Source organism: Pseudomonas sp. GW460-12-10-14-TSB1 (genome assembly GCF_017349775.1).
Lineage (GTDB): Bacteria > Pseudomonadota > Gammaproteobacteria > Pseudomonadales > Pseudomonadaceae > Aquipseudomonas > Aquipseudomonas piscium.
The window spans coordinates 65,977-82,146 of the sequence record NZ_JACNAC010000027.1; the positions used below are offsets into that span (position 1 = coordinate 65,977).

General features: G+C 55.7%; 12 protein-coding genes and 4 tRNA genes. All 16 read right to left on the minus strand.

The genetic code is table 11. The features are described from left to right. Nucleotides 1–146: 146 nt before the first annotated feature. Nucleotides 147–4,346 (minus strand): DNA-directed RNA polymerase subunit beta', encoded by a 4,200-nt coding sequence (gene rpoC / locus J4D52_RS17035; protein WP_025804435.1) that lies wholly within the window; start codon nt 4,344–4,346, stop codon nt 147–149. 64 nt (nt 4,347–4,410) lie between these two features. Next, the gene (gene rpoB / locus J4D52_RS17040) at nt 4,411–8,484 is read right to left on the minus strand and encodes a DNA-directed RNA polymerase subunit beta (protein ID WP_007925957.1); all 4,074 of its coding nucleotides are present in this window, start codon (nt 8,482–8,484) and stop codon (nt 4,411–4,413) included. 219 nt (nt 8,485–8,703) lie between these two features. Continuing rightward, a complete protein-coding gene (gene rplL / locus J4D52_RS17045; RefSeq protein WP_007925956.1) occupies nt 8,704–9,069 on the minus strand; it encodes a 50S ribosomal protein L7/L12 in 366 nt (121 codons plus the stop codon). 80 nt (nt 9,070–9,149) lie between these two features. Then, on the minus strand, nt 9,150–9,650 hold the full coding sequence (gene rplJ / locus J4D52_RS17050) for a 50S ribosomal protein L10 (RefSeq protein WP_007925954.1): 501 nt from the start codon (nt 9,648–9,650) through the stop codon (nt 9,150–9,152). 198 nt (nt 9,651–9,848) lie between these two features. Then, nucleotides 9,849–10,544 carry a 50S ribosomal protein L1 gene (rplA, locus tag J4D52_RS17055; RefSeq protein WP_007925952.1) on the minus strand — a complete coding sequence of 232 codons (696 nt, stop codon included), beginning with the start codon at nt 10,542–10,544 and terminating at the stop codon, nt 9,849–9,851. Then, on the minus strand, nt 10,544–10,975 hold the full coding sequence (rplK, locus tag J4D52_RS17060) for a 50S ribosomal protein L11 (protein WP_003176435.1): 432 nt from the start codon (nt 10,973–10,975) through the stop codon (nt 10,544–10,546). Before rplK ends, rplA begins: the two co-directional genes overlap by 1 nt. 118 nt (nt 10,976–11,093) lie before the next feature. Continuing rightward, nucleotides 11,094–11,627, minus strand: a complete 534-nt coding sequence (gene nusG / locus J4D52_RS17065; protein WP_002555501.1) for a transcription termination/antitermination protein NusG — start codon at nt 11,625–11,627, stop codon at nt 11,094–11,096. A gap of 9 nt (nt 11,628–11,636) precedes the next feature. After that, a complete protein-coding gene (gene secE / locus J4D52_RS17070; RefSeq protein WP_102677174.1) occupies nt 11,637–12,005 on the minus strand; it encodes a preprotein translocase subunit SecE in 369 nt (122 codons plus the stop codon). Nucleotides 12,006–12,050: 45 nt separating this feature from the next. Then, a tRNA-Trp gene (locus tag J4D52_RS17075) sits at nt 12,051–12,126 on the minus strand. A 54-nt stretch (nt 12,127–12,180) separates the two neighbouring features. Then, on the minus strand, nt 12,181–13,374 hold the full coding sequence (tuf, locus tag J4D52_RS17080) for an elongation factor Tu (protein WP_007924207.1): 1,194 nt from the start codon (nt 13,372–13,374) through the stop codon (nt 12,181–12,183). Nucleotides 13,375–13,458: 84 nt separating this feature from the next. Then, nucleotides 13,459–13,534 (minus strand) — tRNA-Thr (locus J4D52_RS17085). A gap of 26 nt (nt 13,535–13,560) precedes the next feature. Next, a tRNA-Gly gene (locus J4D52_RS17090) sits at nt 13,561–13,634 on the minus strand. Nucleotides 13,635–13,659: 25 nt separating this feature from the next. After that, a tRNA-Tyr gene (locus tag J4D52_RS17095) sits at nt 13,660–13,744 on the minus strand. 142 nt (nt 13,745–13,886) lie between these two features. Further along, nucleotides 13,887–14,327: a hypothetical protein gene (locus J4D52_RS17100; RefSeq protein ID WP_102677175.1), complete on the minus strand. Its 441-nt coding sequence runs from the start codon at nt 14,325–14,327 to the stop codon at nt 13,887–13,889. 7 nt (nt 14,328–14,334) lie between these two features. After that, a complete protein-coding gene (locus tag J4D52_RS17105; protein ID WP_102677176.1) occupies nt 14,335–15,084 on the minus strand; it encodes a pantothenate kinase in 750 nt (249 codons plus the stop codon). Continuing rightward, nucleotides 15,074–16,033, minus strand: a complete 960-nt coding sequence (birA, locus tag J4D52_RS17110) for a bifunctional biotin--[acetyl-CoA-carboxylase] ligase/biotin operon repressor BirA (RefSeq protein ID WP_102677177.1) — start codon at nt 16,031–16,033, stop codon at nt 15,074–15,076. The genes J4D52_RS17105 and birA overlap by 11 nt, the downstream gene beginning before the upstream one ends. Nucleotides 16,034–16,170 lie beyond the last annotated feature (137 nt).

The following is a 16,170-nucleotide window of genomic DNA, read 5'->3' on the forward strand; positions in this document are numbered from 1 at the left end:
AACCAAATTTAGGGGTACAAGAGTCTAAAGAGGATCTTGTCCCCAGTCAAGGCAAGGCCCCGGCCTCCCCGATCAGCGAACCCCGACAAAATCGTCTTGATTCGTGAGCGAAAAAGCCAGGGCCCTATCTCAATCTACTGCAGACCTCAGTTACCGCTGGAGTTCAGCGCTTCGGTCAGTGCAGCTTCAACTTCACTTGCGCTTACGCGCAGCGGCTTGTCGGCATCACGACGACGCTTACGCTCGCTGTGATACGCCAGGCCGGTACCAGCCGGGATCAGGCGACCCACGACCACGTTTTCTTTCAGGCCGCGCAGGTAATCGCGCTTGCCGGTTACCGCCGCTTCGGTCAGTACGCGAGTGGTCTCTTGGAAAGAGGCCGCCGAGATGAACGATTCGGTCGACAGCGACGCCTTGGTGATACCCAGCAGAACGCGGGTGAACTTGGCGACAAACTTGTCTTCGGTGTTCAGACGCTCGTTCTCTACCAGTACGTGAGTCAGCTCCATCTGGTCGCCCTTGATGAAACTGGAATCGCCGGATTCAGCGATCTCAACCTTACGCAGCATCTGACGCAGGATGGTCTCGATGTGCTTGTCGTTGATCTTCACGCCTTGCAGACGGTAAACGTCCTGGATCTCGTTCACGATGTACTTGGCCAGCGCACTCACACCCAGCAGACGCAGGATGTCGTGTGGATCGCTTGGACCGTCGGAGATAACTTCGCCGCGGTTTACCTGTTCGCCTTCGAAGACGTTCAGGTGGCGCCACTTCGGAATCAGCTCTTCGTACGGATCGCTACCGTCGTTCGGGGTAATGACCAGACGGCGCTTGCCTTTGGTCTCTTTACCGAACGCGATGGTGCCGCTGACTTCAGCCAGGATCGAGGCCTCTTTCGGACGACGAGCTTCGAACAGGTCGGCAACACGCGGCAGACCACCGGTGATGTCACGAGTCTTCGAAGTTTCTTGCGGAATACGAGCAATAACGTCACCGATCGCGATCCGCGCACCGTCCGCAACACCGACCAGTGCGTTGGCTGGCAGGAAGTACTGAGCCGGTACGTCGGTACCTGGCAACAGCAGATCCTTGCCATCGTCACCCACCATCTTCACTGCAGGACGGATGTCCTTACCTGCAGCCGGACGATCCTTGGCGTCGAGCACTTCAATGTTGGTCATACCGGTCAATTCGTCAGTCTGACGCTTGATCGTGATGCCTTCTTCCATGCCCACGTAGGTCACGGTACCTTTCATTTCGGTAACGATTGGGTGAGTGTGCGGATCCCACTTGGCCACGATAGAGCCAGCGTCGACCTTGTCACCCTCTTTAACCGAAATCACAGCACCGTACGGCAGCTTGTAACGCTCGCGCTCACGACCGAAGTCATCCGCGATCGCCAGTTCACCGGAACGGGACACAGCAACCAGGTGACCGTCCACTCGCTCAACATGCTTCAGGTTGTGCAGACGGACGGTACCGCCGTTCTTCACCTGAACGCTGTCGGCCGCGGAGGTCCGGCTTGCCGCACCACCGATGTGGAACGTACGCATCGTCAGCTGGGTACCCGGCTCACCGATGGACTGAGCAGCGATAACGCCGACAGCTTCACCGATGTTCACCTGGTGACCACGAGCCAGGTCGCGGCCGTAGCACTTGGCGCAAATGCCGTAGCGGGTTTCGCAGCTGATCGGCGAACGCACGATCACTTCGTCGATGCTGTTCAGCTCGATGAACTCGACCCACTTCTCGTCGACCAGAGTGCCGGCAGGAACGATAACGTCCTCGGTACCTGGCTTGAATACGTCACGGGCGATAACACGACCCAACACGCGCTCACCCAGCGGCTCAACAACGTCACCGCCTTCAATGTGCGGAGTCATCAGCAGGCCGTGCTCGGTGCCGCAGTCGATCTCGGTTACAACCAGATCCTGCGCCACGTCTACCAGACGACGAGTCAGGTAACCGGAGTTCGCAGTTTTCAACGCGGTATCCGCCAGACCTTTACGAGCACCGTGAGTCGAGATGAAGTACTGGAGTACGCTCAGACCTTCACGGAAGTTCGCAGTAATCGGCGTTTCGATGATGGAACCGTCCGGCTTGGCCATCAGACCACGCATACCGGCCAGCTGACGAATCTGTGCTGCGGAACCCCGCGCACCCGAGTCGGCCATCATGTACATCGAGTTGAACGATTCTTGCTCGACTTCGTCGCCGTGACGGTCGATGACTTTCTCTTTCGAGAGGTTGGCCATCATCGCCTTGGAAACTTCGTCGTTCGCTTTCGACCAAAGGTCGATCACTTTGTTGTACTTCTCGCCCTGGGTTACCAGGCCGGAGGCGTACTGGCTCTCGATTTCCTTCACTTCATCGGTAGCAGTACCGATGATGCGGGCCTTCTCGTCCGGGATAACGAAGTCGTTAACACCGATGGAAACGCCGGAAATGGTCGAGTAGGCAAAACCGGTGTACATCAGCTGGTCAGCGAAGATCACGGTCTCTTTCAGACCAACCACGCGGTAGCACTGGTTGATCAGCTTGGAGATCGCCTTCTTCTTCATCGGCAGGTTGACGACGTCGTACGACAGACCTTTTGGCACAACCTGGAACAACAGCGCACGGCCGACAGTGGTGTCGACGATACGGGTGTTGGTCACGCTGCCGCCATCACGATCGTTGACGGTTTCGGTGATCCGCACCTTGACCTTGGCATGCAGTGCGGCTTCGCCGGCACGGAACACGCGGTCAACTTCCTGCAGATCCGCGAACACACGACCTTCGCCCTTGGCGTTGATCGCTTCACGAGTCATGTAGTACAGACCCAATACAACGTCCTGCGACGGAACGATGATTGGCTCACCGTTGGCTGGCGACAGGATGTTGTTGGTCGACATCATCAACGCACGCGCTTCCAGCTGGGCTTCCAGTGTCAGCGGTACGTGCACGGCCATTTGGTCGCCGTCGAAGTCGGCGTTGTACGCAGCACAGACCAGAGGGTGCAGCTGGATAGCCTTACCTTCGATCAGTACCGGCTCAAACGCCTGGATACCCAGACGGTGAAGGGTCGGTGCACGGTTGAGGAGAACCGGGTGTTCGCGAATCACTTCGGCGAGAACGTCCCAAACCTCTGGCAGCTCGCGCTCGACCATTTTCTTCGCGGCTTTGATGGTGGTGGCCAGGCCACGCATTTCCAACTTGCCGAAAATGAACGGTTTGAACAGCTCGAGAGCCATTTTCTTTGGCAGACCGCACTGATGCAGACGCAGGGTCGGACCTACGGTAATTACCGAACGACCGGAGTAGTCAACACGCTTACCGAGCAAGTTCTGACGGAAACGACCTTGCTTACCCTTGATCATGTCGGCCAGGGATTTCAGAGGACGCTTGTTGGAACCGGTGATAGCGCGGCCACGACGACCGTTGTCGAGCAGTGCGTCGACAGCTTCCTGCAACATACGCTTTTCGTTGCGCACGATGATGTCCGGAGCGGACAGATCCAGCAGGCGCTTCAAACGGTTGTTACGGTTGATCACTCGACGATACAGATCGTTGAGGTCGGAAGTCGCGAAACGACCGCCATCCAGCGGGACCAGTGGACGCAGATCTGGCGGCAGAACCGGCAGAACGGTCAGCACCATCCACTCTGGCAGGTTGCCGGAACCCTGGAAGGCTTCCATCAACTTCAGACGCTTGGACAGCTTCTTGATCTTGGTTTCCGAGTTGGTTTGCGGAATCTCTTCGCGCAGACGGCCAATCTCGTGTTCCAGGTCGATAGCGTGCAGCAGCTCGCGGACAGCCTCGGCACCCATGCGGGCGTCGAAGTCGTCACCGAACTCTTCCAGCGCTTCGAAGTACTGCTCGTCGTTGAGCAGCTGGCCTTTTTCCAGAGTGGTCATGCCCGGGTCGATAACGACGTAGCTCTCGAAGTAGAGAACACGCTCGATATCACGCAGGGTCATGTCCATCAGCAGGCCGATACGGGACGGCAGCGATTTCAGGAACCAGATGTGGGCAACCGGCGAAGCCAGTTCGATGTGCGCCATGCGCTCACGACGAACCTTGGCCAGTGCAACTTCAACGCCGCACTTCTCGCAGATCACGCCACGATGCTTCAAGCGCTTGTACTTACCGCACAGGCACTCGTAATCCTTTACCGGGCCAAAGATCTTGGCGCAGAACAGGCCGTCACGCTCAGGCTTGAACGTACGGTAGTTGATGGTTTCCGGCTTTTTAACTTCACCGAACGACCACGAACGGATCATCTCTGGCGAGGCCAATCCGATACGGATGGCGTCGAACTCTTCGACTTGACCCTGGTTTTTCAGCAAATTCAGTAGGTCTTTCAAGGCCTTTCCTCCTGGCGGAGCAGAGAGCGGGCAATCCTGCCCCGCTCTCGATTCGCGTCACGTGTTATTCGGTTTCCAGATCGATATCGATGCCGAGGGAACGAATTTCTTTGATCAACACGTTGAAGGACTCGGGCATGCCCGGCTCCATACGGTGATCGCCGTCCACGATGTTTTTGTACATCTTGGTCCGACCGTTCACATCGTCCGACTTCACTGTGAGCATTTCTTGCAGAGTGTATGCAGCACCGTATGCTTCCAGTGCCCAGACCTCCATCTCCCCGAAACGCTGACCACCGAACTGCGCCTTACCACCCAGCGGCTGCTGGGTAACCAGGCTGTACGAACCGGTAGAACGAGCGTGCATCTTGTCGTCTACCAAGTGGTTCAGCTTCAGCATGTACATGTAGCCAACAGTAACCGGGCGCTCGAACTTGTTGCCGGTACGGCCGTCGGTCAGCTGCATCTGGCCGCTTTCTGGCAGGTCCGCCAGTTTCAGCATGGCCTTGATTTCGCTTTCCTTGGCACCGTCGAACACCGGAGTGGCCATCGGCACGCCGCCGCGCAGGTTTTTCGCCAGATCCAGGATTTCCTGATCGGAGAAGCTATCCAGATCTTCGTTACGGCCACCGATCTGGTTGTAGATCTCGTCCAGGAACTTACGCAGTTCCGCGACCTTGCGCTGCTCTTCGACCATGCGGTTGATCTTCTCGCCCAGACCTTTGGCCGCGAGGCCCAGGTGGGTTTCGAGAATCTGACCAACGTTCATACGCGAAGGTACGCCCAACGGGTTGAGGACGACGTCGACCGGGGTGCCATTGGCATCGTGCGGCATGTCTTCAACCGGCATGATCACGGAGACCACACCCTTGTTACCGTGACGACCGGCCATCTTGTCGCCCGGCTGGATGCGACGACGGATTGCCAGGTAAACCTTGACGATTTTCAGCACGCCTGGAGCCAGGTCATCGCCCTGCTGCAGCTTGCGCTTCTTGTCTTCGAACTTGTCGTCCAGCAGACGGCGGCGATCAACGATGTAGGCCTGGGCCTTCTCAAGCTGCTCGTTCAGAGCATCTTCAGCCATGCGCAGTTTGAACCACTGACCATGCTCAAGGCCGTCGAGTACTTCGTCGGTGATTTCCTGACCTTTCTTCAGACCGGCGCCGCCTTCGGCTTTGTGGCCGACCAGAGCGGAACGCAGACGTTCGAAAGTGGCGCCTTCAACGATACGGAACTCTTCGTTCAGATCCTTGCGGATCTCGTCGAGCTGGCTCTTCTCGATCGACAGGGCACGAGCGTCACGCTCTACGCCGTCACGAGTGAAGACCTGTACGTCGATGACAGTACCCTTGGTACCGGTAGGTACGCGCAGGGAGGTGTCTTTAACGTCGCTGGCTTTTTCACCGAAGATTGCACGCAGCAGTTTTTCTTCCGGAGTCAGCTGGGTCTCGCCTTTCGGAGTGACCTTACCGACCAGGATATCGCCTGCGCCAACTTCAGCACCTACATAAACGATACCGGCTTCGTCCAGCTTGTTCAGTGCAGCCTCACCCACGTTCGGGATGTCCGCAGTGATTTCCTCTGGGCCAAGCTTGGTGTCACGGGCCACACAGGTCAGTTCCTGGATGTGGATCGTGGTGAAGCGGTCTTCCTGAACCACACGCTCGGACAGGCAGATGGAGTCTTCGAAGTTGAAGCCGTTCCACGCCATGAACGCGATGCGCATGTTCTGACCCAGAGCCAGTTCACCCATGTCGGTGGACGGACCGTCGGCCATGATATCGCTGCGCTGAACCCGATCACCCTTGCTCACCAGCGGACGCTGGTTGATGCAGGTGTTCTGGTTGGAGCGGGTGTATTTGGTCAGGTTGTAGATGTCGACACCGGCTTCGCCTGGTTCAACTTCGTCATCTGCAACACGAACCACGATACGGCTGGCGTCAACCGAGTCGATCACGCCGCCACGGCGAGCCACGACGCAAACGCCGGAGTCACGGGCAACGTTACGCTCCATGCCGGTACCTACCAGCGGCTTGTCGGCACGCAGGGTTGGTACAGCCTGACGCTGCATGTTCGAACCCATCAACGCACGGTTGGCGTCGTCGTGCTCGAGGAACGGAATCAGCGACGCTGCAACCGAAACTACCTGCTTCGGCGAAACGTCCATCAAGGTGACGTCTTCTGGCGCCTTGACGGTGAATTCGTTCAGGTGACGAACAGCTACCAGTTCATCGATCAGCTGACCTTTGTCGTTCATGGTCGCCGAAGCCTGGGCGATCACGTGATCGGCCTCTTCGATAGCGGACAGGAACACGATCTCATCGGTCACCAGACCTTCTTTCACCACGCGGTACGGGCTCTCGAGGAAGCCGTACTGGTTGGTGCGAGCATAGGCAGCCAGGGAGTTGATCAGACCGATGTTCGGACCTTCCGGCGTCTCGATCGGGCATACACGACCGTAGTGAGTCGGGTGTACGTCACGAACTTCGAAGCCTGCGCGCTCACGAGTCAGACCGCCTGGGCCGAGTGCAGAGACACGACGCTTGTGGGTGATCTCGGACAGCGGGTTGTTCTGGTCCATGAACTGGGACAGCTGGCTGGAACCGAAGAACTCCTTCACCGCCGCAGCCACTGGCTTGGCGTTGATCAGGTCTTGCGGCATCAGGCCTTCGCTTTCAGCCATCGACAGACGCTCTTTGACCGCACGCTCTACACGCACCAGGCCAACGCGGAACTGGTTCTCGGCCATCTCGCCTACGCAGCGAACACGACGGTTACCCAGGTGGTCGATGTCATCGACGATGCCTTTGCCGTTACGGATGTCGACCAGAGTCTTCAGAACCGCAACGATGTCTTCCTTGCACAACACGCCCGAACCTTCGATCTCGGTACGACCGATACGACGGTTGAACTTCATCCGGCCGACCGCAGAGAGGTCATAACGCTCAGGGCTGAAGAACAGGTTGTTGAACAGGGTCTCGGCCGCATCCTTGGTTGGAGGCTCGCCAGGACGCATCATGCGATAGATCTCGACCAACGCTTCCAACTGGTTGGTGGTGGAGTCGATCTTCAGAGTGTCGGAAACGAACGGACCGCAATCGATATCGTTGGTGTACAGCGTTTCGATGCGCACAACCTGAGCCTTGGCGATCTTCGCCAGGATCTCGGTGTTCAGTTCGGTGTTGCACTCTGCCAAGATTTCGCCGGTGGCCGGATGCACGATGACCTTGGCGGTAGTACGACCCAGGACGTAGTCCAGAGGCACTTCCAGCTCTTTGATCCCGGCTTTTTCCAGCTGGTTGATGTGGCGAGCGGTAATACGACGACCCTGCTCGACAATAACCTTGCCTTTGTCATCCTGAATATCGAGGACTGCAATTTCACCGCGCAGGCGCTGAGGCACCAACTCCAGGCTCAGGCTTTCGCCGCGCACATGGAATACGTTGGTGGTGTAGAAAGCATCCAGCACTTCTTCAGTGGTGTAGCCCAGCGCGCGCAGCAGTACCGATGCAGGCAGCTTGCGACGACGGTCGATACGCACGAATACGCAGTCTTTCGGGTCGAACTCGAAGTCCAACCAGGAACCGCGGTAAGGAATGATGCGTGCGGAGTACAGCAGCTTACCGGAGCTGTGCGTCTTGCCACGGTCGTGGTCGAAGAATACGCCAGGGGAACGGTGCAGCTGGGAAACGATTACACGCTCGGTACCGTTGATTACGAAGGTACCGTTCTCAGTCATCAGGGGGATTTCACCCATGTAGACTTCTTGCTCTTTGATGTCCTTGATCGCTTTGTTCGACGATTCTTTGTCGAAAATGATCAGACGAACTTTTACCCGCAAAGGTACGGCGTAAGTTACACCGCGCAGCACGCATTCTTTGACATCAAATGCCGGTTCGCCCAGGCGATAACCGACATACTCCAACGCAGCATTGCCGGAGTAGCTGATGATCGGGAAAACGGATTTGAAGGCCGCATGCAGGCCCACGTCGCGGAACTGATCTTTAGTCGCTCCCGCTTGCAAGAATTCACGATACGAATCCAGCTGGATGGCCAGGAGGTACGGCACATCCATGACGTCCGGCAACTTGCTAAAGTCCTTGCGGATACGTTTTTTCTCAGTATATGAGTAAGCCATCAGCGTTCCCCAGCTTGGTCACCTGCTTATTTGGCCCCTCCCGACGGGAGCAGCCAGAAAATCGTGCAAACCCTTTGGTTTGCGCCACCGCACAGGGTGGTTACAGCACGTTAGAAGCACCGACCCAGTCGGCTGCCAATAACGGAAAAAGGCCGGTGGCAAGAGCCACCAGCCATCAGCCTCAGCTTAACGCTTGGGCTGGAGACACAAAGTCGATGCTTACTTCAGCTCGACTTTAGCGCCTGCTTCTTCCAGAGCTGCTTTGGCTTTGTCAGCGGCTTCTTTAGCAACGCCTTCCAGAACCATTGCAGGAGCGCCGTCAACTACAGCCTTGGCTTCTTTCAGGCCCAGACCGGTCAGTTCACGTACAGCCTTGATCACGTTAACTTTCTTCTCGCCAGCTTCGGTCAGCATGACGTTGAATTCAGTTTGCTCTTCAACAACAGCGGCAGCAGCAGCTGGGCCAGCAGCGGCAACAGCAGCGGTAACGCCGAAGGTTTCTTCCATTGCTTTGATCAGCTCAACAACTTCCAGAACGGTTTTCTGGCCGATTGCTTCGATGATTTGCTCGTTAGTCAGAGACATGACTATAAATTCCTGTATTGGGGTGACAGCCTACGCAGCCATCAAATTAAACATATGATTTTGAAAGGGCTTGCAGTGCCTTAGGCAGCAGCAGCTTCTTTCTGGTCGCGAATGGCCGCCAGAGTACGAGCCAGCTTGCTGGTAGCGCCTTGGATCACGCTCATCAGCTTCGCAATAGCTTCGTCGCGAGTTGGCAGCGAAGCCAACACGTCGATCTCGTTTGCTGCGAGGTACTTGCCCTCGAACGCAGCTGCCTTGATCTCGAACTTTTCCTGACCCTTTGCGAACTCTTTGAAAATACGAGCAGCAGCGCCCGGATGTTCCTTGGAGAATGCAATCAGGGTAGGGCCGACGAACGCGTCGTTGAGCACGTCATATTGAGTGCCTTCAACAGCGCGCTTGAGCAGGGTGTTACGTACGACACGTACATACACGCCAGCTTCGCGGGCCTCTTTACGGAGTCCGGTCATAGCGCCTACTGTCACACCACGGGCATCAGCCACGACAGCGGACAGAGCGCCTTTGGCAGCCTCGTTGACTTCAGCGACGATGGCCTTCTTGTCTTCGAGTTTAATTGCCACGGGTTTAACTCCTGCTTGTTACCGTTTCATCCAACCGAGGTCGGATGTCGTTTTGGTGTCTGATTCGGTAAGGAACCGGGAGCACCATCTGCGTAGGCTTGTGGTTTAAGACTTGCGTCGCCTACGGTCTTGGATAGCCCCCGCCAGGCAGGGACCCCAATCTTTCAATTGACGCAATCTCTTGCGTCAACCTGTGTCTTATACGTCCAGCGAACCTTGGTCGATGACCAGACCTGGGCCCATAGTGGTGCTCAGGGTAACGCGCTTGACGTAGATACCTTTCGAGGAAGCTGGTTTGATACGCTTCAGGTCAGCGATCAGGGCTTCAACGTTTTCCTTCAGCTTGACGGCGTCGAAGCCGACCTTGCCAACGGAGGTGTGGATAATGCCGTTTTTGTCGGTGCGATAACGAACCTGACCAGCCTTGGCGTTTTTAACAGCGCCAGCTACGTCTGGAGTTACGGTACCAACCTTAGGGTTAGGCATCAGACCACGTGGACCGAGGATCTGGCCCAGCTGACCTACAACGCGCATTGCATCCGGGGAAGCAATAACTACGTCATAGTTCAGGTCGCCGCCTTTCATTTCGGCAGCCAGGTCGTCCATACCTACGCGATCAGCGCCGGCAGCCAGGGCAGCTTCAGCAGCTGGGCCTTGGGTGAACACAGCTACACGTACAGTCTTGCCAGTGCCGTGTGGCAGCACGGTAGCGCTGCGAACAACCTGGTCGGATTTACGTGGGTCAACGCCCAGGTTTACAGCGACGTCAACAGACTCGCTGAACTTGACGGTCGACAGCTCGGTCAGGAGAGCAGCTGCGTCTACGAAGCTGTAGGCCTTGCCCGCTTCAATCTTGCCGGCGATAGCCTTTTGGCGCTTGGTCAGCTTAGCCATTACACACCCTCCACGTTAAGGCCCATGCTACGAGCAGAACCGGCGATAGTACGCACGGCTGCATCCATATCAGCTGCAGTCAGATCCGCGTTTTTGGTTTTCGCGATTTCTTCCAGCTGAGCACGGGTAACGGTGCCAACCTTAACGGTGTTCGGACGAGCGGAACCGCTGGTCAGGCCAGCAGCTTTCTTCAGCAGAACCGAAGCAGGGGTGCTCTTAGTTTCGAAAGTGAAGCTGCGGTCACTGTAAACAGTGATGATCACAGGAGTCGGCAGACCTGGCTCAAGACCCTGGGTACGGGCGTTGAAGGCCTTGCAGAACTCCATGATGTTCACGCCGTGCTGACCCAGAGCTGGACCGACGGGTGGACTTGGGTTGGCCTGTGCGGCCTTCACTTGCAGCTTGATGTAAGCAGTAATCTTCTTAGCCATGAGGCACTCCAATTACGGGTTCAAACGCCTAGAAAGGCTCCCCGGTTACTTGCGCGTTTATCCCAGTGACGACAAAACCCCACAGCCTTGGGCTGCGGGGTATGGGATTCTCGTTCAGTTATGCCTTTTCGACCTGACTGAACTCTAGCTCTACCGGAGTAGAGCGACCGAAAATGAGCACAGCCACTTGGATCCGGCTCTTTTCGTAGTTAACTTCTTCGACGGTGCCGTTAAAGTCAGCAAACGGACCATCGGTAACACGAACAACCTCACCCGGCTCGAACAGAGTCTTGGGCTTAGGCTTGTCACTACCATCAGCGACACGACGCAGAATGGCTTCTGCCTCTTTATCCGTGATTGGCGCAGGCTTGTCGGCAGTACCACCGATGAAACCCATCACCCGAGGAGTATCCTTGACCAAGTGCCAAGTACCCTCATTCATATCCATCTGAACCAGCACATAACCTGGGAAGAATTTGCGCTCGCTTTTGCGTTTCTGGCCATTACGCATCTCAACCACTTCTTCAGTGGGAACCAGAATTTCGCCAAAGCCATCTTCCATGCCAGCCAGCTTTACGCGCTCGATCAACGAACGCATTACATGCTTCTCGTAACCCGAGTAAGCATGCACAACGTACCAACGCTTAGCCACGGGACACCCTTAGCCAACAATCAAGGAAACAAGCCAGCCGAGCAGGGAATCAAGCCCCCACAACAGCAACGCCATAACCAAAACAACAGCCACTACGATCAACGTGGTCTGCGTGGTTTCTTGGCGAGTTGGCCATACGACTTTACGAATCTCGGCGCGAGCTTCCTTAACCAGTACAAAGAAAGACTTGCCCTTGGCAGTCTGCAGGCCTACAAAGGCAGCTACAGCAGCGATAGCAAGCAAAGCGAGTACACGGTACAGGATCGGCGAAGCAGAGTAATACTGATTACCGACAACGCCAACGACCACCAAAGCAACTACTACAAGCCACTTGAGCAGATCGAAGCGAGAGCCTTGAGCTTCAGCTTTAGGAGCCATCTATGAAGATCCTGTGAAAAGAAAGCCAGACACACCGAGTGAATCTGGCAGGTCAGGAGGGAATCGAACCCCCAACCTACGGTTTTGGAGACCGTCGCTCTGCCAATTGAGCTACTGACCTAAAAACAAAATCAGGCCGACCATTATGCCGGCCCGATGGAGATATATCAAGAACTTACTCGATGACTTTGGCTACGACACCAGCGCCGACGGTACGACCGCCTTCACGGATAGCGAAACGCAGACCATCTTCCATCGCGATGGTTTTGATCAGAGTGACAGTCATCTGGATGTTGTCACCTGGCATTACCATTTCAACGCCTTCTGGCAGCTCGCAGTTACCAGTCACGTCAGTAGTACGGAAGTAGAACTGCGGACGGTAACCCTTGAAGAACGGAGTATGACGGCCGCCTTCTTCTTTGCTCAGAACGTACACTTCAGCGGTGAACTTGGTGTGCGGCTTAACGGTACCTGGCTTAACCAGAACCTGACCACGCTCAACGTCGTCACGCTTGGTGCCGCGCAGCAGAACGCCGCAGTTCTCGCCAGCACGACCTTCGTCGAGCAGCTTGCGGAACATTTCAACACCGGTGCAGGTGGTTTTCTGAGTGTCGCGCAGCCCAACGATCTCAACCTCTTCCTGGATGCGAACGATACCACGCTCAACACGGCCAGTTACCACGGTGCCACGACCGGAGATCGAGAATACGTCTTCGATAGGCATCAGGAACGGCTTGTCGATAGCACGCTCTGGCTCTGGGATGTAGGTATCCAGAGTTTCTACCAGCTTCTTAACAGCGGTAGTACCCATTTCGTTGTCGTCTTGGCCGTTCAGAGCCATCAGAGCCGAACCGATGATGATTGGAGTGTCATCACCTGGGAAGTCGTAAGTGCTCAGCAGATCGCGCACCTCCATCTCAACCAGCTCCAGCAGCTCAGCATCGTCAACCATGTCAGCCTTGTTCAGGAAGACAACGATGTACGGAACGCCTACTTGACGGGACAGCAGGATGTGCTCACGAGTTTGTGGCATCGGACCATCGGCAGCCGAGCAAACCAAGATCGCGCCGTCCATCTGGGCAGCACCAGTGATCATGTTTTTGACGTAGTCGGCGTGACCTGGGCAGTCAACGTGCGCGTAGTGACGAATGTTCGAGTCGTACTCTACGTGTGCAGTGTTGATGGTGATACCACGAGCTTTTTCTTCCGGGGCGCTGTCGATCTTGTCGAAGTCAACACGAGCCGAACCGAAAACCTCGGAGCAGACGCGAGTCAGAGCAGCAGTCAGAGTGGTTTTACCGTGGTCAACGTGACCAATGGTACCAACGTTGACGTGCGGCTTATTACGTTCGAACTTTTCCTTAGCCATCGAAATCACCCCTAGGAGAAGAATTGAGCAAGTCACACAAGCCATTAAAACAAAGGCAGATATTTTCATATCTGCCTTGTTATATGGAGCTCTTGAGCGGATTTGAACCGCTGACCTCACCCTTACCAAGGGTGTGCTCTACCAACTGAGCTACAAGAGCGAAACACTTTGCACAACCTGCAAACTTGGAGCGGGTAGCGGGAATCGAACCCGCATCATCAGCTTGGAAGGCTGAGGTTCTACCACTAAACTATACCCGCGGAGCTTGCAGCTCACGCTAAAATCTGGTGGAGGGGGAAGGATTCGAACCTTCGAAGTCGTAGACGTCAGATTTACAGTCTGATCCCTTTGGCCGCTCGGGAACCCCTCCTAAGCGAGGCAGCATTCTATACCATGCCACCCTTCTGTCAAGCATTTTCTCATTAAAAACCTGAGGTTAGCTGCGTTGACCTCGCTTCGCTGCGTCTACCTCTAGAGGTCTTCACTGCGGAGCGGGCGCCATTCTATGCAAACTATTCGACAGTTGCAATGCCTTCGCATGACATTATTTTATGTTTTAACTCATTGAATTCTTTAGCAAGATTCTGCAGCAGTGAATCATCCAGCAAATGCTTGCTTTCAGGCGCCACACGCAGCCAATAACCAGAAGCATCGGGCCGACTCAAAGATTTCAGCTGAGCCTCCACACCCAATGCCGACAGGCGCTGCTCGAGCATTTGAGCCTGATCACGACGAGCAAGACCGCCTATATAGAGGCAATCACCGTGAGCATCACCCTCCTTGTCACGCCTAGTGACAGAGTCAGATGACTCACTCAACAAGCGAATATCCTGCTGGGACCCTTTATAAAGCGTCAGAGGCGTTACTTCCTTGGCACGCAAAGGCGCTTCCTGCTGATGCCAGACGTAATAGAACACATTGAGAACCAGGAGCAGCAGGAACAACCAGCGCATAAAAACCTCAGGACAATGGGCACGCCATAGCCAATCCAACAAAAACCAGATCCGGGACCACTCGCCCCTGCGGCACGACACCAGAAATCAGGTCAGCATCACCACCAGTGAGGAACACCACGAAATCATCCCCCCAATAGTCGCGTGCCAGCTCCAACTGAGTCAGCACAAACCCTCTCAGCATCAATGAGCAGCCGCGCTCTACCGCTTCAACTGTCGTACGCCCCGGCAACAGATTGACCAGCGCGCGCTCGGCAGACAAATCGTCATAACGAATTCGACGAGTGTGGGTCCTCAACTGATTACGCATCAACGGCATCCCTGGACAGATAAAACCACCCAGATGCTCGCCATCCGCCGCAATGAAATCCGCAGTAACGGCCGTTCCAAAATCGAGCACCAGACAGGCACCAGCTGCAAGGCGAAATCCTCCCAGCATGGCAAGCCAGCGATCCAGGCCAAGTCGCTCAAACTCCTCATAACCATTTCGTACGCCGGCCATTTCTTTCGCAGGCGCAGCACAGACCACCGCCACACCAAAAGCCTGCACCAACATGGAAGTAAGCTTGTTCGTCTCTTCGGCTGTGCGCACGCTGACCAAGCGGCAGCGGGTCAAGAGCAAACCGCTTAGCGCACGCAGATATCCCACCAAAGCGTCATCGGAATCAACCACACCCTCAGCAAATACCCCAAGCGCGGCATCGTCCAGAACACGCCACTTAATGAAGCTGTTTCCACAGTCAAGCTCAAGAATCATCGCGCAACCTCAAGCTGAGCTCACCACCGCTGTAGACCTTCTCAACCCCATCTACCTTCAATCGCAATGCACCCTGCTGATCGATGCCCATAACAACACCGTCTATTTTATTGACCCCGGCAATCAGAGACACCGCACTACCTTGCCACAAGTGATTCTGCTCCCACTCCTCTTGAATAGAGGAAAAGCCCTGGGCCTGGTGGCGCTCCAGGTAAGCCTTCAGCATCATGCTCAGCCGAGCGACCAGCTGGTTGCGATCAACCTGCTTGCCGGACTCAAGCCGCACAGAAGTCCACTGCTGATCAACCTCGTCGGTTTTCTGCATGTTGACGTTGATGCCTACACCCAGAACCACATGACAGACATCAGCAGGATCCCCAACCAACTCCAACAGGATGCCGGCGATTTTTTTGCGCCCTACCAAAACATCGTTTGGCCACTTCAGGCCCGCATCAGCAATCCCAAACTCGCGTAAGGTTTGCATGACCGCCAGCCCGACCACCAAGCTGAGCCCTTCAAGCTGGCGCATTCCACCATCAATACGCAGTACGAGGCTGTAATAAACATTTTCTGCAAAAGGGCTCGCCCATTTGCGCCCTCTCCGACCACGCCCTGCCGTCTGACGCTCTGCGAGCACCAGGAACGGCGCGGGCACGCCTCGCTCGACAACCCTCAGAGCTTCAGCATTTGTAGAGTCAACGGAATCGAAAGCCAGCACAGTCCAAGGGCAATCCTTTGACTGCTCGCAAATATCGGCCGGACTCAGGAGCGTCAGCGGAGCCGCCAGTTGATAACCGCGGCCGCGAACTTTATGGATAGAGAGCCCCAGATCAGCCTCCAATTGCTGCAACTGCTTCCACACGGCACTGCGGCTAATACCCAAGGCAGCACCAAGGGCCTGGCCCGAGTGAAACCGCCCATCCTTCAGAAGCTCCAACAATGTCAGCATGCAGATCTCGCCTCACAATGAGGCAGGCATGATAGCCATGCCTAAGGCTGTTGCATAGAAAGCGTGACAGACACAATCAAGCTGCTAGCGGCTGCAATTCGGAATGGTTTTTCTACGCACAAAAACAAAACCCCAAT